The 14,819-nt window shown below is 62.2% G+C and carries 10 protein-coding genes; 4 read left to right on the top strand and 6 right to left on the bottom strand.

The window, feature by feature from the left end:
• Positions 1-65 precede the first annotated feature (65 nt).
• The 4 genes from BUS42_RS30270 to BUS42_RS30250 all read right to left on the bottom strand — a co-directional run bounded on the left by BUS42_RS30270 (position 66) and on the right by BUS42_RS30250 (position 5,786).
• Entirely contained in the window at positions 66-2,033 is a 1,968-nt protein-coding gene (locus BUS42_RS30270) for a HEAT repeat domain-containing protein (protein ID WP_074313288.1), read from the bottom strand.
• Positions 2,034-2,448: 415 nt separating this feature from the next.
• Entirely contained in the window at positions 2,449-2,865 is a 417-nt protein-coding gene (locus BUS42_RS30260) for a helix-turn-helix domain-containing protein (protein WP_074313284.1), read from the bottom strand.
• A gap of 2 nt (positions 2,866-2,867) precedes the next feature.
• Positions 2,868-3,266 (bottom strand): type II toxin-antitoxin system HigB family toxin, encoded by a 399-nt coding sequence (locus BUS42_RS30255; protein WP_159452312.1) that lies wholly within the window; start codon positions 3,264-3,266, stop codon positions 2,868-2,870.
• Positions 3,267-3,572: 306 nt separating this feature from the next.
• Positions 3,573-5,786, bottom strand: a complete 2,214-nt coding sequence (locus BUS42_RS30250; RefSeq protein WP_074313282.1) for a 4-amino-4-deoxy-L-arabinose transferase — start codon at positions 5,784-5,786, stop codon at positions 3,573-3,575.
• Between the two features lie 243 nt (positions 5,787-6,029).
• Here BUS42_RS30250 and BUS42_RS30245 point away from each other — a divergent pair, with 243 nt between their 5' ends.
• From BUS42_RS30245 to BUS42_RS30235, 3 genes are all read left to right on the top strand, one after another.
• Positions 6,030-6,638 (top strand): D-sedoheptulose-7-phosphate isomerase, encoded by a 609-nt coding sequence (locus BUS42_RS30245; RefSeq protein WP_074313280.1) that lies wholly within the window; start codon positions 6,030-6,032, stop codon positions 6,636-6,638.
• On the top strand, positions 6,635-7,669 hold the full coding sequence (locus BUS42_RS30240) for an ROK family protein (RefSeq protein WP_074313278.1): 1,035 nt from the start codon (positions 6,635-6,637) through the stop codon (positions 7,667-7,669). Before BUS42_RS30245 ends, BUS42_RS30240 begins: the two co-directional genes overlap by 4 nt.
• A 1,107-nt stretch (positions 7,670-8,776) precedes the next feature.
• On the top strand, positions 8,777-9,076 hold the full coding sequence (locus BUS42_RS30235) for a hypothetical protein (protein ID WP_015246369.1): 300 nt from the start codon (positions 8,777-8,779) through the stop codon (positions 9,074-9,076).
• 86 nt (positions 9,077-9,162) lie between these two features.
• Here the strand turns inward: BUS42_RS30235 and BUS42_RS30230 are convergent, their stop codons facing one another.
• Positions 9,163-10,269, bottom strand: a complete 1,107-nt coding sequence (locus BUS42_RS30230) for a hypothetical protein (protein ID WP_074313276.1) — start codon at positions 10,267-10,269, stop codon at positions 9,163-9,165.
• Complete coding sequence (gene glgX / locus BUS42_RS30225) at positions 10,266-12,437, bottom strand: glycogen debranching protein GlgX (RefSeq protein WP_074313274.1); 2,172 nt, start codon at positions 12,435-12,437, stop codon at positions 10,266-10,268. The genes BUS42_RS30230 and glgX overlap by 4 nt, the downstream gene beginning before the upstream one ends.
• A 360-nt stretch (positions 12,438-12,797) precedes the next feature.
• On the opposite strand from glgX, the gene BUS42_RS30220 reads away from it, so the two are divergent.
• The gene (locus BUS42_RS30220; protein WP_074313272.1) at positions 12,798-14,675 is read left to right on the top strand and encodes a purple acid phosphatase family protein; all 1,878 of its coding nucleotides are present in this window, start codon (positions 12,798-12,800) and stop codon (positions 14,673-14,675) included.
• The last annotated feature ends 144 nt before the right edge of the window (positions 14,676-14,819 follow it).

Below are 14,819 nucleotides of genomic sequence, written 5' to 3'. Positions count from 1 at the left end.
ACTCGAAGGGCCAGGCTCCGAACGCCTGGCCGGAAGAAAAAAAATGCGGGCATCAGGCCCCGTGCTCACTTCTCCACTTTAGGCGTCACACTCTTCTCATTCGCAGGTTGCGGCGTCCCGACCGCTCGAAGCTCGTGGGCGTTGGACAAGTTCTTCCAGGCGGTCAGCCCTTTGCCCGTGGGGTGGTCGGGATCGTAGCCAAGTTCGTCGCGGCCGGTGAGCGATTGAAGCGTTTCCAGGGCCAGCTCACGCACGGCGACTTCGGGCGAGGAAAGATCATCGACCAGCTTCTTGTAGGTGGCCTCGTCACCGGCTTCCTTGGGCGTGAAGCCCACGAGCAGCTTCTCAACCCGCTCGGCAACCTCGGCGCCAAAGGTGCTTTCCAGTTGGGAGTGAAGCTCGCGACTCGCGTCGGATCCCTCTCCCAGGTGAGAGCGGAGGACCTGAATCGCGGCGCGACGCGACACGGGATTCTCTTCCTGGTGGAGCAGCGGCACGATCAAGGCGATCCCACCCGCCGACCTCGTGGCCGAGATGGCCAGCCGCCGCACGTCCTTCTGGTCGTCCTCGAGCGCTTCCACGAGATTGGCGAGAACGCTACGACCGGGCCGGAAATAACGTTGGAGCTGCTCGCCGACCTGAAGGTCGTAGGGGGAGGCCTTGGATTCGGTCACCCACCCGGGAGGAGGCGTCTTGTCGACGCCGGTCCAGGTGCCTTCCGAGTCGAACGTGATCGAACCAGGGCCGGAGAGCGTCTCCTTGGCGTCATCGGACTGAAGCGCGACTTCTCCCTCGTTGGCGTAGATCTGCAAGGTGGGGTCCGAAGCGACCAACGCACCTGAGCCGCGATGGTTCACACGCTCCACGCCGACCAAGGCGCCGGGCGGCGGGGTGATTTCGATGGTCTTCTTGCCCAGCTGGATCGCGAACGGGGCCGCGGGCATTGCCCCGAGGAGCACGACCCGGCCCTGAGCGAGCTCGAGCCGGCCCGCCTGCTTCGCCGCGGCGGGCAAGACGGTCAGGTCGGTCTCACCCACGAGGTCGACCTTCGTCGCTCCAAGCTCCAGGACCGAGCGGAGTTGGGCGAGGTTGAGCAAGCGGTTCTTATCTTTGAGCGGAGTTTCGGCCGTCAACTGGTCCCACTCGCGCCGGTCCGGGTCATAACGAAGCAAAATCCCCGTGGGCTTCTCAGCCTTCCCCAAGGTGCCCGTGGGAAGTTCAGGCTTCACCATCGCATCCTCGGTCGGTTCCGCGGCTGCGCCCTCGACGTCCTTGGTCGCGACTTTCCCCGGCTCGGTGAGGGACGACTTGGTCGCCTCCTTACCCAGGTCCTCCGCCCCCTTCTTGAGGTCCGTCGGCGGGACGGGAGCTTCGTTCTTGGGCTTGTTGAGCGCGAGCTTCCCGTCGTCAACGCCAGGTCCCTGCGCAATCGGCCCGGCATCGGGGCTCGGCGACACCTCGGGCGGGGGCAGGCTCATCCAGGCCGACCAGCATAAGAGCACGATCAACAGCATGACCGCGGCGGCCGGCAAGACGCGGCCGTACCACTGCTGGCGAGGAGGCTCGGGGGTAATCCAGGGCTGGATCGGCTCCGAGACCGGTTCCGGCTCGGAAGCCAGCGAAGCCCGAGGCGCCTTGGGAGCGACCGACTCGCGTCCCTTGATCAGGTGATACATCCGATGCCGCGCCTCGGTCGGCACCTTCGCCTTCTGACCGATCAGGCTGAGAATCTGATGAACGCTGGCCACCTCCGCCAAATGCACGTCGGAGGTCAGGCACCGTTTCTCGAACTCGGCGACTTCTTCGGGGGGAAGCTCGTTGTCCAAGTAGCTCGCAACCAGGTTGGGATCGGTTGAGTCCGGCCCGCTCCGGCTCGGAACCGTCAGCCTGCGCTGGCGGGTCACGCGGTGCACGCGCTCGACCAACTCCTTCGCAAACGGACTCTCCGCCACCTGCTTGCCGATCTCACGGACCTCGGCTGGCGAGAGCGTGTCATCGAGCCAGGCGAGCAAGGTTCTCAGGGTCAGTCTCATCGCTTGCTTCTCCCCCCGCGGCCTCTTCAGTCACTGATCCTCGAGCTCGCCGCCCCCCGGCTCCGGGAGAGTTCCCAAGCAGAACCCGTGGCACGTCGCATCTCGATGGAATCAATGACGGTAGCACTGACGCTCGACCGTCAAGCCGCCCGCAACGGCGGCTTCGGGACGAAAGTGCTGTCGATCGTCTGCAGTTAATAGTGCGAAGCCAACGACGAATCCGTCGCCGATTTTGGGGAATTCGTAAAAATTCGGGTCAAAGGCCCAATCCACCTTGAGAGGAGGTCGGCCTGACTCGGCAGACCCAGAGCCGGGGACCACCCTCCGCCACACCGTGGCACCACCGTCCGCGGCCAGGCCCCCCAAGAATCGCCCGGATCTCCCCGCTGAAGTGCCTGGCGACTCGCCGTTGCGCTCAAGCCGGCAGGAAGACGGCGGGCGAGACGTTGAAAAGCGAAGCGAGCTTGATGACCTGTTTTTTGGTTAACGCCCGGTTACCCTGCAAAACGTCGGAAATCGTGGACTGGGCAATCCCGACCTTCTTCGCCAGGGCCTGTTGGCTGTAGCAGTTCGTTCGCATCAGTTCGCGCAAGACGTCGGCCTCGGAGGCGTCCGGGATCAGCACGTGATGATCTTCGTAGATCTCGACGAGATCCGTGAGGGCCGCCAAATACTCCTGAGCCCCCTCCTCGAGCTCCTCTTGAAGCAGTTGGTCGATCATCGCCGCCGCCGCCGCCAGATGTTCATCGCTCCGAATGTGGGTGAGCGGGAACCGCTTCACAAGCGCGAAATAAGTACCCGGGAGGGCCCGGTCTAAAGTTGTAACAACCATGGCTACTTCCCTTTCTTCTGCCCTCGAGCAGGGGGCGTATCCTTCGGACGTTCCTTCTTCAGCTTGCTCGGCGGCTTTGGTGGCGGGCTGTTGCATCCACAGTTAGCGATCCAGACCTTTTTGTCATACTCCCTGTGGTCCATCGCTTTCAGAACGTAAACGATGCCCTGGACGTAATTCACCCGGCCTATGAGCCTGAATCGATTGTTGCCCACATCAAAGACGACGCAGTTTCCCACTTGGTCAGCCGTTCCAAATGTTTGCTTGAGTGCCCCAAAATTGGCCCAGTCGGTGTTGATCGCCAATTTGTACCAAGCCGAGAAGTCCCTCTCGGCGATCTCAGAATCGACTTTTCGGGACTCCCAGAACTGCTGCAGCCGCTTCTTGGAGATAATTCGCACGCCGCACCTATCGACCAACGAATTCACTCACGCCAAGAATAATCGCAATTTGCGATAAAATCAATTTCGCAATTCACGATACTGACTTACGGGCAATTTCCAGCGCCGCGGACAACGAAGGCCTTGGCCAGGCAAGCGAATACGGCAGATCGCCGACAAAAAAATAAACAAAAAACCATATCAGCAGATCGCATCGACAGAGCCTTCCCCGCGCTGACGTGCCCCGGGTCTCGGCCCATCGAGCTTCGAGGAGCCCCCCAACCTTGCCTGCCTGAGTTTCGATGACTTCCTCCATGGCTGTCCTTTTTACTGTCTTGCCGCCCTGACTCGATAGATCCGCATTCGTGGATCTCCCTCGACCACGCCGTAGAGGGGGAAGAAAGATTCGGGATGGGTGTCGGCCCAGGTGCGTTCAATCGGAAACTGTTCGGCGTCGGCGATGTTGTGCCGTCCCTCGTCGGGATTGGCCTTGGCGACGACGAGAATTTGAATCTGTTCGTCGTGAAGCGCGGCCAGCCACCCTGCGTAGTCGGGATGGAGGCGGTCCCACCCCGGCCTCGAGTCGGGCCAGGTCGGTTTCCCGTTCGCTCGAGCTTCACGATGGTAGTCGTGGAGCAGCCACGAGCGCCGGCCATCGACATTCACGTAGCGGACCTCGTTGCGCAGTCCCGCCCCCATCAGGTAAAAGGGGATGTTGGTTCCCGCGTAGGCGATCTTCGCCCCCGAGGCCCCCACGCGCGTCTCGAGGTCGAGCCAACCGAGATAGTAGTCGGGGAAGACCGGATGAAACCGCCGGCGCGGATCGAGATCGTAGGGAAAGAATACGCCGCACGCGATCCCGAAGAGCCCGAGGCTGGCGAACACCGCGCGAAGCCAACGCGCGGGGGACCCGCCAACCCGGCTCCAGGCCCATGCGACCCCGAGCGAGCCAACCCCGAGTAACGCGATTGCGGCCAGACCGATCAGGCGGCTCGACTCGCTCCGGCCCTGACGCATCAGCGCCATTTGCGGCATGAAGAAGATCCCGCTCGTCACATCGGGGATCCAACGGCTCAGGTCCCAGGGGGCCGAACCCGAGGCGAACGGCCAGTTCTGCGACATCAGCAAATGGATGACCAGAAGCCCGAGCGCCGTCATCCGAAGCCAGCGACTGCGATCGAGGAGCCGAGCGAGCGGGACCACCGCCAGTCCCACCGCATGGAGCATAAACCTCTGCTGCGTTCGGTAGGGGATCAACAGCCAATAGAGCCCGACATTGAGAATGGCGAGGAGTGAACAGATCCAGACGCAGAGATCAACCGCTCGCTCGGTTCCTCGCGTCCTCAGCGACCAGAGGCCAAGGAGGGCCGCGAACCAGAAAGGAGCGAAGTGCGGGTCGATCACACCCATCACCACGTCCCAGAGTGACCGCCAATCCTCAACGGGGAGATAGTAAGGACTCGTTCGCATCGCGACACGGTCATACCATCCCGAGAGCCAGACCCTCCCTCCGACCGCGAGGTGGAGCGGATAGAGCGGATTGCCCGTCAGCCAGAGGTTGCGGCCGTACCAGAACCCCGCCATCACCAGGGGCAGGGTCAACACCAGGACCAGGTGAATCGCTCGGTCCAAGAACGGGCCGGGCCGCCGCCAAACGGCCAGACCGGCCAAGCCCAGCAAGACCGGGACGAACACCACCCCGATCGTCTTCGACCCCAGCGCCCCCCCCGCCGCCAGCGTCCCGAGCGCCAGTGTGGATCCCCGCACGTCTCCCAGGTGGTAGCGCACGAAGAAGGAGGCGGCCAGCAAGTAACCGGCTACGAAAATCATGTCGACATTCGCTTCAAAGGCGAAGAGCAGGAGCGGCGTCGACGTGAGGAACCAGGTGGTGGCGATCAGCGCGGCGGATGATCCGGCCCCCAACCGCCGGGCCAAGGCATAGGCCGCGAGCCCCGATACCCCCCAGAACGGCGCCTGCCCGACTTTCGCCAGACGCTCTCCCCCCCAGCCCACCATCAGCCAGGTGAACCAGAGGTCGCCGACGGCCGGGAAATATGGCGCGGCGTTCTCGCCGAACGGAGTCGCGATCAGCCGAAGACTCCCTTCCTTCCACCATCGAGCCGCAAAGTAGAGGTGGTAGATCGGTCCGTCGCTGATGACCTTGACCGGCCAGAGCAGCGACTGAACCCCATGAAACAGGCCCCCCCAGATCGTCAGCCCAAGCGCAACGACCGACTCCCAGGACCAGGCCTGTCCGGGCGGATCGGCCGCCTCAACCCACTCGGGCTGATCATCCCAGGCCCGAAGTACGCGCCCAATCCCAAGCCCGAGTGCCGACCAGATCAATAACGACGTCAGCCCCAGTGCGCCTAACGCCCCGAGGATCTCCAGACCGACCGTCGCCCAGGTCCAGGCGAGCGTCACCGCCGCCAACGCCCGAGTCAGACCCGCCGGCTGGCGGAACCCATGACGGGCGGTCCAGTAGGCCCCCAGTCCCAGTGTCGCGTTGAGAACGATCGTACCCAGCAGGCCCATCATCATCGCGGGACCCTCATCACCCGACTCCGCTCCCGTTCGGCATTCTAACAGACTCGTCCCGCCGATCGAGCGAATCACCAACCCGATGCTTAATTGCCTAAACTAGCACGGTTGCGTCGGTTCCGACGCGCTCGCTTCATCTTCACGAGTCCTCGTTCGCTTGGTACAGTCGCTCTATTCCAAAGAGACCTTATCCGTCTCACCCTTCCATTCTAGAAAACGAGAAATTCCTCGGGAGACGTCCGGATGCTCGGTGCGACCCTAGGCGCGAAAGACTACATGGAACGGGTCTGCCGCGAGATCCAGCGTCTCGACATGACTCAGGTCGAAAAGTTCAGCGACCTGATCGAACAGGCTTACCATGCCGGACGCTTCGTCTTCATCTGCGGCAACGGAGGCTCGGGTTCCAATGCCTCCCACCTCTGCGAAGACCTGGCCAAGTGCACGCTGCGCGACTTCGAGAATCAGAAGCGGCTCAAGGTGCTTAGCCTGACGGACAACACCGCCTGGATCATGGCCGTCGCTAACGACATCAGCTACGAAAACATCTTCCTCGAGCAGCTCAAGAACCTCGCCTCGCCCGGCGACCTTTTGCTGGCCATCTCGGGATCGGGCAATAGCCCGAACATCCTCAAGGCGGTCGAGTGGGCCAACCGCAATGAGATGACGACGGTCGGGATCACTGGCTATGGCGGGGGCAAACTCCAAGCCCTGGCGCAGCACAACCTCCACGTCGGGATCGACGACATGGGGATCGTCGAGTCGTTGCATCAGGTCGTCTTTCATTGGATCATCGACGATATCTATCGGCGGATTTCCGGGCCAACGGCGGTAGCGCCAACGGGTGCAAAATGACGGTGACAAACCAACCTCTGTTGCTCGGCATCGAAATCGGTGGCACCAAGCTTCAACTGGGACTCGGTCGAGGCGATGGCGAGATCGTCGCCCTCGAGCGACGGACGATCGAGCCGGCGCAAGGCGCGCGGGGAATCCTCGCGCAGATCGGTGAACTCGTTCCGATCCTCCAGAGTCGGATCGGAGCCACGCGCGACCAGGTTGCGGCCGTCGGGATCGGCTTCGGCGGACCGGTCGACGCCAACACGGGCGTGACAACCAAGTCCCATCAGGTGACGGGCTGGGATCAGTTTCCCCTGGCCAAATGGGTCCGGGCAAATTTGCAGATCCCGCTCGTTTCGATTCAGAACGACGCGGACACCGCGGGGCTGGCCGAGGCGCGGTTTGGCGCGGGGGTCGGATTCTCCCCCTTGCTCTATGTCACGATCGGCAGCGGGATTGGCGGCGGCCTGCTCCTCGACGGCCAGATCTACCGAGGGTCCGGGGCGGGTGCGCTCGAGATCGGCCATCTCTGGGTCATCGACCGGACGACGTCCGACTTCGACGTCATCAAACTCGAGGACGTTGCTTCGGGCTGGGCGATCGCCGGGGCGGCCCGGAATTACGCCGAGCGGCAGCTCGCCGACGGCCTGACCCACTGGAAGGTCCTGGAGCTCGCCGGCGGCGTCCCCGCCCGGATCGACACCACGATGGTGGCCGATGCCGCGAAGGCCGGTGACCAGGAAGCCTCGTTCATACTGGGCAAGGCCGTCCTCGCTATGGCCCATGCATTGAATCAGGCCGTGACCCTGCTCGCTCCCCATCGGATCATCCTCGGTGGCGGCGTGTCGCTGATCGGCGAGGAGTTCTGGTTCGAGCCGATCCGCAACCAGCTCAACCTGAACGTCTTCCCGCCGTTCCGAGGCACCTTCGACGTGGTTCCCGCCGCGTTGGGTGAAGACGTTGTGGTCCAGGGCGCTCTGGCCTTGGCCCGCGACGCCGTCCTGAACACGCAACGCTCCACCGACGTCGCGGAGACTCGCCCGTCCTGACCGGAGCCTGCCGCGCTCGAGGCACCACACCCAACGTCAACAAGCGGGTCTGACCTCGTACGCTTTCGCCGCATCCCAAGCGAGAGGCACGGATTGCCTGATTTTCAAGCAGATCTCCCTCATGGCCGATCTCGGACGGAAAATATTTCCTCAAGTTGGACCCATTCTTCGGGCGACCTCGCTCCTCGCCCGCTCACTTTGCATCCCTCTGATGACTGTGCTTTCCACCTTTCGATGGAAACCCGTCTTTCCCGACCTCAGCGTCATCGTGCGTCCAACGGGTCCCGTAGGGTCCGGCTCTTGCGGACCATCTTCGATTGCGGCCTCGTTGGAAGTGCGGTCCGCGATGAAGACCCATGACCGATGGTCGCAATCGCGGATCCGACGCAGCCGGATCCGCCGGAATTCCTCGGGCCAAGCGAGAAATCCAAGCCCAAGGGCTCGACACGCCGTCTATAGTTAAAGCAGAGGCGAGTGCGATCTCGCAAGCTTTCAACCGGCGACGGGCAACGGTTGCGACGCAACCTCCGGGAGTGACTCTCCACCCGAAGGTTCAAGCCCGTCTGCGGTTAGGCCACGACGTTGCCTTTTTCCAGAAATCGACCGGGAAGATTCAGGACATCCAGACATCTGGTCGTCCTATTCCACCGGGCGAGCCCAGTTACAAACGCTCATCCTCGTTCGAGAGCGTCGACGCCTGGGAATGAAGCGGCTCAGCCGAGCCACGACCGAGTCGCCGGACGGACGAGAACGCTCGAGGATTTCGGACAAGACCTTCGAGGTCACACCACTCTGGCCCAACGTTTGCAGTAGAGTTTCTTTGTCTCCAGGACGTTCTCCGAAAATCCGAAAAGCGGCCGTCACAGGGTCTCCTTCGCACCGCAATAACTTGAGACGGTGAATGAATTTCGGAATTTGCGTGCGAGAGTGAACCTGATTGTCTGCGAGCTCCTCTATACGTGTAGACCAAAAACGACGATAATTCCGCCTCTCTGTGAAAATGACCCTCCGGGGAACTTGGTCGCGAAAAGAAGACACAGAAAAAAAATCAGTCGTTTAAAACCCTCAGCAAGGTTTGAGCGTTTAGAATAGAGGAGAAGCGGTTGAATGGCCGCTCGCTGGCCAAGGAAAGGTCCCACAACCCAAAAGTTCAAGGGGCTCGCCATGATGACGAAATTGGCCGAAACCCAACTGTGGCAGCAGAACCTCGCTTCGCTGATCCGGTCGGGGCTGTTCTCGAGGGCCGAAACAGGCGAGTTGCATGGTCTATTTACGGTCGTTGGGATTTACGGCGACGAAACGTGTTCGGCGCCTCTTGCCAAATACGCGGATGCTCGCCGGGCATCTGATGCCGCGTACCTCGTCAATCAACTGGCGAAATCTCGTCCTTCCGTGGAATCTAACTGAAGGTTTGTTACCTCTTTTCTTGACCAAGTTTACTTGACCAAGTGATTCGGCCGCTCTTCGCTTCACGGCGGAGAGCGGCCGATTTTTTATCGATCCCGAGGCAATGCGTCGTCGATCTCCCAGCCGATTTCCCAGGCGGTTTGTCGATCGATCCGAAGTCGGGAAAGGCTCAACTCATTTAAACGCATGATATCACGCGGGCTGACCGATCGCGGTGGGTAGGAACGAAGCGGCACTCCGTACTTGTCCGACGCGCCGAAGAGATGAAGAAGTTCGTGAACGACCGTCACCGGATCAGTGAATGGCGACCGGATCAGAGGCTCGGGAAAGCTCGATTCACGGGCGTAGCAGACGGCCAGGCTCACGCCGGCCAGCTCGGTCAGGTCCAAGGGGATGGCCAACGACCGGCCCGCGCGTCGCGGGTGGAGCAGCCAGACCAACGCATCGGCATCGACTCGCGCTCGAATCTGCTCCATCCAATCCACGGCGTCGCGGAAGCCGAGCTTGGACGCCGCGCGGCTCGTGTCGATCAACGCCTTCGTCACCGCATGGGCTTCGAGCGGGCCAACGCTCTCCCCTTCGGGCTCGAAGGTCATCTCGACGTCGTTCGTCGCCTCGTCATCATCCACCACAAAGTAGGTGTCGGCCAACGTCAGATTGACCGGGGCCTTCCAGCGGATCGCCTCGCGCTCGATCCATTCCCCCGCGCGAAAGAGCGCGGCATGCGCCCGGGCGATCTCGTCGTCCGACCAGGGGTGCTGGTCGCGACCGACGAAGAGCGAGACCAGCGTGATTCGACCGAGCAAGGGAGGCATACTCCCGGACGGCAGCCGCGCGGGGGGCGGCAAATTCTCGACGGGGCGAAGCGCACGGAACGCCGAGAACCTCGGGTCGCGCCGGTTCGGCTCGCCGGTCGCGCCAGTGATCACAAGGCGCTCGATCCGCCCGTCCGCCGGTTGAGCGTTGGGAGGAGGAATCACCCGGCGCGTCGACCGGATCGCCGTGAAGGCAACGATCAGCTCGCCGACCAAGGCCGCGAACAGCATGACCGCACCGACACCCAGGATGAGCGTACCGGGTGAAACGAGCGACCGGAGGATCCAGACCAACGATCCTCCGGCCAGGGCTCCCGCCAGCCAAAACCCCTGTCGAACGGCCCTGACCGCAACCGTTCGTCCCGTGAGCTTGTTCATTTGGCGACGAGCACGATCGTCGATCGCGGACGCACGAGATAGGTCGGTTCCGGGAGGAAGAACGCCTGTTCCTCGGGCACGATGTCTTCCTCGACCGCAAGCGAGGTGTCGACGACCCGATACCACCGCCGGCCTTCGATCGTGGGAAGTTCGATGGTGATCGGCTCCCAAAACGCATTCGACGCCACGTAAATCGGCACGTCCGAACGCTGGTCGGTCTGGAACGCCTCGAGCTCCCAGGCGATGAACCGCGAGGTCTCCGAGAAGTCGGCCTGCTCGGGACTCACTCCATGCCACTTGATGTTCCGCAGGATCGGCGTCTCCGCCTCGTCGGACGTCAGGTAACGCCAGCGGCGCACGATCTGATGGCGTTTGCGAAAGGCGACGATCAGCTTCGTGAACCGCAAGATCTCGACATGCCGCTTCGTGTTCTCCCAGTTAATCCAGTTCAGCGAGTTGTCCTGGAAGACCGTGTTGTTGTCCCCCTCGGCCGTCCGCCGCATCTCGTCGCCGTAGAGGAGCATCGGCGTCCCCTGCGAGAGGAAGAGGAGCGTCAGAAAGTTTTTGATCTGCTGACGTCGAAGCGTCTCGATCGTCTCTTTTTCTTCGTCGGGCAGGTCGGACGTCTCGACCCACCCTTCATATCCGCAGTTCCAACTATTGTTATCGTTGGCTCCGTCGCGATTCGACTCGCCGTTCCGCTCATTGTGCTTGTCGTTGTAGGAGACCAGGTCGTTGAGCGTGAACCCGTCATGGCAGGTCACGAAATTGATGCTGTGAAACGGCGAACGCTCTGATTCGGCGTTGGGGGCGAACAGGTCGTATGAACCAGCCACGCGGGTCGCCAACTCTCCGGTGAGACCAGCTTCTCCCTTGACGAATTTGCGAACGACGTCGCGGAACCGGCCGTTCCACTCCGCCCAGCGCCGATCCGAAAAGCTCCCGAGCATATACTGCTGGATACTCCACGGCTCGGCGATCAGTTTGATCCGGGAGAGGACCGGGTCGGACTCGATCTCGTGGATGATCGGGGTCTTCCCCTTCTGCTGCTGATCGACGTCGATGGCGAAGACGGCCGCGAGGTCAAACCGAAATCCATCGACGTGCATCTCGGTGACCCAGTAGCGCAGGCAGTCGAGAATGAACTTGCGCGTGACCGGGTGGTTGCAGTTCAAAGTGTTGCCGCAGCCCGTGAAATCCATATAGAATTCCGGCTGAGCTGTCAGCATGTAATAAACATTGTTATCCAACCCCTTGAAGCTGACCGTCGGCCCGTAATGATTTCCTTCGCGGGTGTGGTTGAATACCACGTCGAGAATGACCTCGATCTTATTCTTGTGCAGCTCGCGGACGAGCATCTTGAACTCGTCGACCTGCTCGCCGACCTTGCCGTAGTAGCTGTAGCGCGACTCGGGAGCGAAGAAGCCAACCGTGTTGTAGCCCCAGGCGTTGGCCAGGCGCTCGCCGGTCGCGGGGTCGCGAAACGGACCGTCGAACTGGTCGAACTCCATGATCGGCAAGAGTTCAACGGCCGTGATGCCCAGTGCCTTGAGGTGGGGGATCTTCTCGATGAACCCGCGATAGGTCCCGGCGAGGTCGTTCTCCGACGAGTGGTGCCGGGTGAACCCGCGCACGTTGACCTCGTAAATGATCGACTCTTCGATCGGAATGTCGGGATGCTGGTCCCCTTCCCAATCGAAGTCGCTCAGGTAGGCCACGCAACGCGGGGCACCGGCCACGTTCTCCACCGTGCTCGGGACAAGATGGCGGTCCGCCTTGTCCGGTTCGGTATTGTCGTAGCCGAGCGCATCGCCGGGTTGCCAGTAGAAATCGCCTGTGAGCGCCGGCGCATAGGGGTCAAGCAGCGTCTTGGCAGGATTGAACCGGGTCCCGTTCGTCGCCGGTTCGTACGGCCCGTCCGCGCGGAAGTTGTAGAGCGTCTTGTTCGGCAGGCCTTCGACAAAGATATGCCAGACGTGCTCAGTCCGGTTGGTCTCGTCAGAGAGCGGAATGATCTGACTCGGTCTCTGGTCGGCGATATTGTCAAAAAGAAGCAACTCGATGCGCGTCGCACCCGACGAATAAATCGCGAAATTAATGCCGTCAGGCTTCACTGTTGGCCCCAGTGGTTCCGGATCACCGGGCCGCAAATTCGTAATCTTCGGCATAGGGCCTCACCACGAACAGAGTTGCATTGACCTTAGGAAAGCTGTCTGAAAGCTTTGCAAACCGTGTGCCTACACAGGGACACGAACAGAGACCGGGCAGCCCGTTGCGCACACCGCGATCAATCTCAAAAGGGCTTCCTCCACCTCAGAACCCTTCCTGATCGAACTCGACCCCTGAGACTCATACCACACGCAGCAACCGGTTGCGGATCCATGCGTGAAAAACGCTCGATTCCAGCCCCCCGTGGAGGGGGACGACCCTTTTTCTTGCGGATCTACTCTGTAAGGAAAGGGGGAGATCCGTTATCTAAACGACCGGACCGCCCCGGCTCGACGGGCGCAACTGGGGAGATCGCACGGATGGCTCAACTCCAAACCCGCGTTCGTTTCTTGGCAACGATCCTGCTCTCTGGCCTGATGACCGGCTGCGTCGATCGGAGTCCGGCCCCCGCCCCAAACCCAGCCACTCCGAGCGAGACGCTTGGCGAAGTCGGCAAACGACTCAGTCGCACCCGATCGATCGACGACTTGACCACGATCGCCGCCAAAGGCCATCGCGTGCTCGCCGAACTCACGTCGGCCGAACGTGACGCCCTGGGGAGAGGCCACCTCCAAGTGGAGATCGATCGGCCCTCGATCGTCGCGGTGGCCGCGAACCCGACTGCGCTCCCGTTCTGGCTGGCGGACCAAGGCTTCGCCGCGACCGCGGAATCCGTCGAGGTGCAAGGCGAGCGCTGGCCGCTCTATCGAAAGCGGTTCGAGGCCGGCTCGGTGGGCCTGGGAGTGAACGCCCTCGACCGCGCGGTGGCCGAGCATTACGTCCCCTTCTTCCGGGCGGAGGACGGTGGTCCGCTGTCGATCCAGGTGCGGAGACCCGCGCGGTGGCAGACCGTCAAGGCAGCCGAGGGCGTGAGCGCGACCCTCGACGCCCTCGTGCCGGTCCGAGCGATCCCAACCACCCTCCGTGAATCGATCCTCCTGCAAATCCCCCGTGAGTTGCGCCACGCGACCGCATTGGCTCGGGGCCGGATCTGGAAGACCCACGTGGCGTCGAGCCGAACGCCCGATCAAGTCGTGGTCTCGTTTGGTCCCAACCCCGCCCACGACCTGGTCTGGAGCTGGCGGACCGAACCCGGCGCCGCCTCGACCGCACTCAGACTCGCGCCAGCGTCGTCGCGCGGAGACGGCCCGGCCGACCCGAACGCCATCCGCCAGGTGTCCGGAGAATCCCAACTCGTCCGCTCCCCCGACTTGCTCAACGACCCGGCCATCCGCCGACACCAGGTCCGCGTCGACCAACTGGAACCGGCCACAAGCTATGTTTATAGCCTGGGAAATGGGTCCGCCACCGGTTGGTCTCCCTGGCGAACGATCCGGACGGGACCCGAGCGCCCGGATCACTTCCAGTTCTTTTATCTCGGCGATGCGCAATGCGGCTTCGAGGGCTGGGGACGACTCCTCAGCGCCGCCCACAAACAGCATCCCGACGCCGGCTTCATGCTCCTCGCGGGCGACCTCGTCGATCGCGGCAACGAGCGCACGAACTGGGACCACTTTTTCCTCCGAGCGAAGGGGGTGTTCGACACTGTGCCGCTCATGCCCTGCGTCGGCAATCACGAATATCTCGACCAGGGGCCGCGACTCTACACCTCCTTCTTCGAGCTCCCCAAGAACGGTCCCCCAGGGATCGCCCCCAACCTGGTCTACTCCTTCGAATACGGCAACGCCTTCGTCGCGGTCCTCGACAGCAACCTGGCGCTCGTCGATCGCAGGCTCGCCCAGGTCCAAGCCGAATGGCTCGACGCCGCCCTCACCAAGACCGAGGCGGCCTGGACGTTCGTCGTATTCCATCATCCGATCTACGCGTCGCATCCGTCGCGACTGAACCCGACCTTGGGGGAAGATTGGATCCCGGTCTTCGACAAGCACCACGTCGACTTCGTGCTCCAGGGGCACGACCACGCCTATTTGCGATCGTACCCGATGCGCGGCAACCAGCGTGTGGCCTCGAACGCCGAGGGGACCACCTACGTCGTCGCCGTCTCCGGTGAGAAATTCTGCGACCAAAACCCGCGAGACTACACCGAATTCGGCCTGACCCAGGTCGCAACCTATCAGACAATCGACATCAACGTTCCCGAGAATCGTCTGACCTACCGCGCCTGGAACCTCGAAGGGGAAGTGGTCGATCGCCTCGTGGTTCAGAAACAATCGCGGCTCGCCCTGGGCAACCGCTAGAAACCGGCTGGCTCATGTGTACACTTCACAGATTAGGCTTCAGCCCGCCACCACCTTGAGGTTTGCGGGCTGGAAACCTGTCGCCAAACCTCGAGCCCGCCTGGGCGAATTCCCTCGGGAAACCGTCAAAGCCCATCCTCCCGC

It is taken from the genome of Singulisphaera sp. GP187 (assembly GCF_900129635.1).
Lineage (GTDB): Bacteria > Planctomycetota > Planctomycetia > Isosphaerales > Isosphaeraceae > Singulisphaera.
The sequence above is the reverse complement of the archived record's forward strand: the minus strand, read 5'-3'. Positions and strand labels throughout refer to the sequence as shown.

Bases quoted from the DNA above. Each gene is read 5' to 3' on its own strand.
- BUS42_RS30260 (WP_074313284.1), bottom strand. From the start codon at position 2,865: ATGGTTGTTACAACTTTAGACCGGGCCCTCCCGGGTACTTATTTCGCG.
- BUS42_RS30230 (WP_074313276.1), bottom strand. From the start codon at position 10,269: ATGAACAAGCTCACGGGACGAACGGTTGCGGTCAGGGCCGTTCGACAG.
- BUS42_RS30240 (WP_074313278.1), top strand. From the start codon at position 6,635: ATGACGGTGACAAACCAACCTCTGTTGCTCGGCATCGAAATCGGTGGC.
- glgX (WP_074313274.1), bottom strand. From the start codon at position 12,437: ATGCCGAAGATTACGAATTTGCGGCCCGGTGATCCGGAACCACTGGGG.
- BUS42_RS30235 (WP_015246369.1), top strand. From the start codon at position 8,777: ATGGCCGCTCGCTGGCCAAGGAAAGGTCCCACAACCCAAAAGTTCAAG.
- BUS42_RS30270 (WP_074313288.1), bottom strand. From the start codon at position 2,033: ATGAGACTGACCCTGAGAACCTTGCTCGCCTGGCTCGATGACACGCTC.
- BUS42_RS30245 (WP_074313280.1), top strand. From the start codon at position 6,030: ATGCTCGGTGCGACCCTAGGCGCGAAAGACTACATGGAACGGGTCTGC.
- BUS42_RS30250 (WP_074313282.1), bottom strand. From the start codon at position 5,786: ATGATGATGGGCCTGCTGGGTACGATCGTTCTCAACGCGACACTGGGA.
- BUS42_RS30220 (WP_074313272.1), top strand. From the start codon at position 12,798: ATGGCTCAACTCCAAACCCGCGTTCGTTTCTTGGCAACGATCCTGCTC.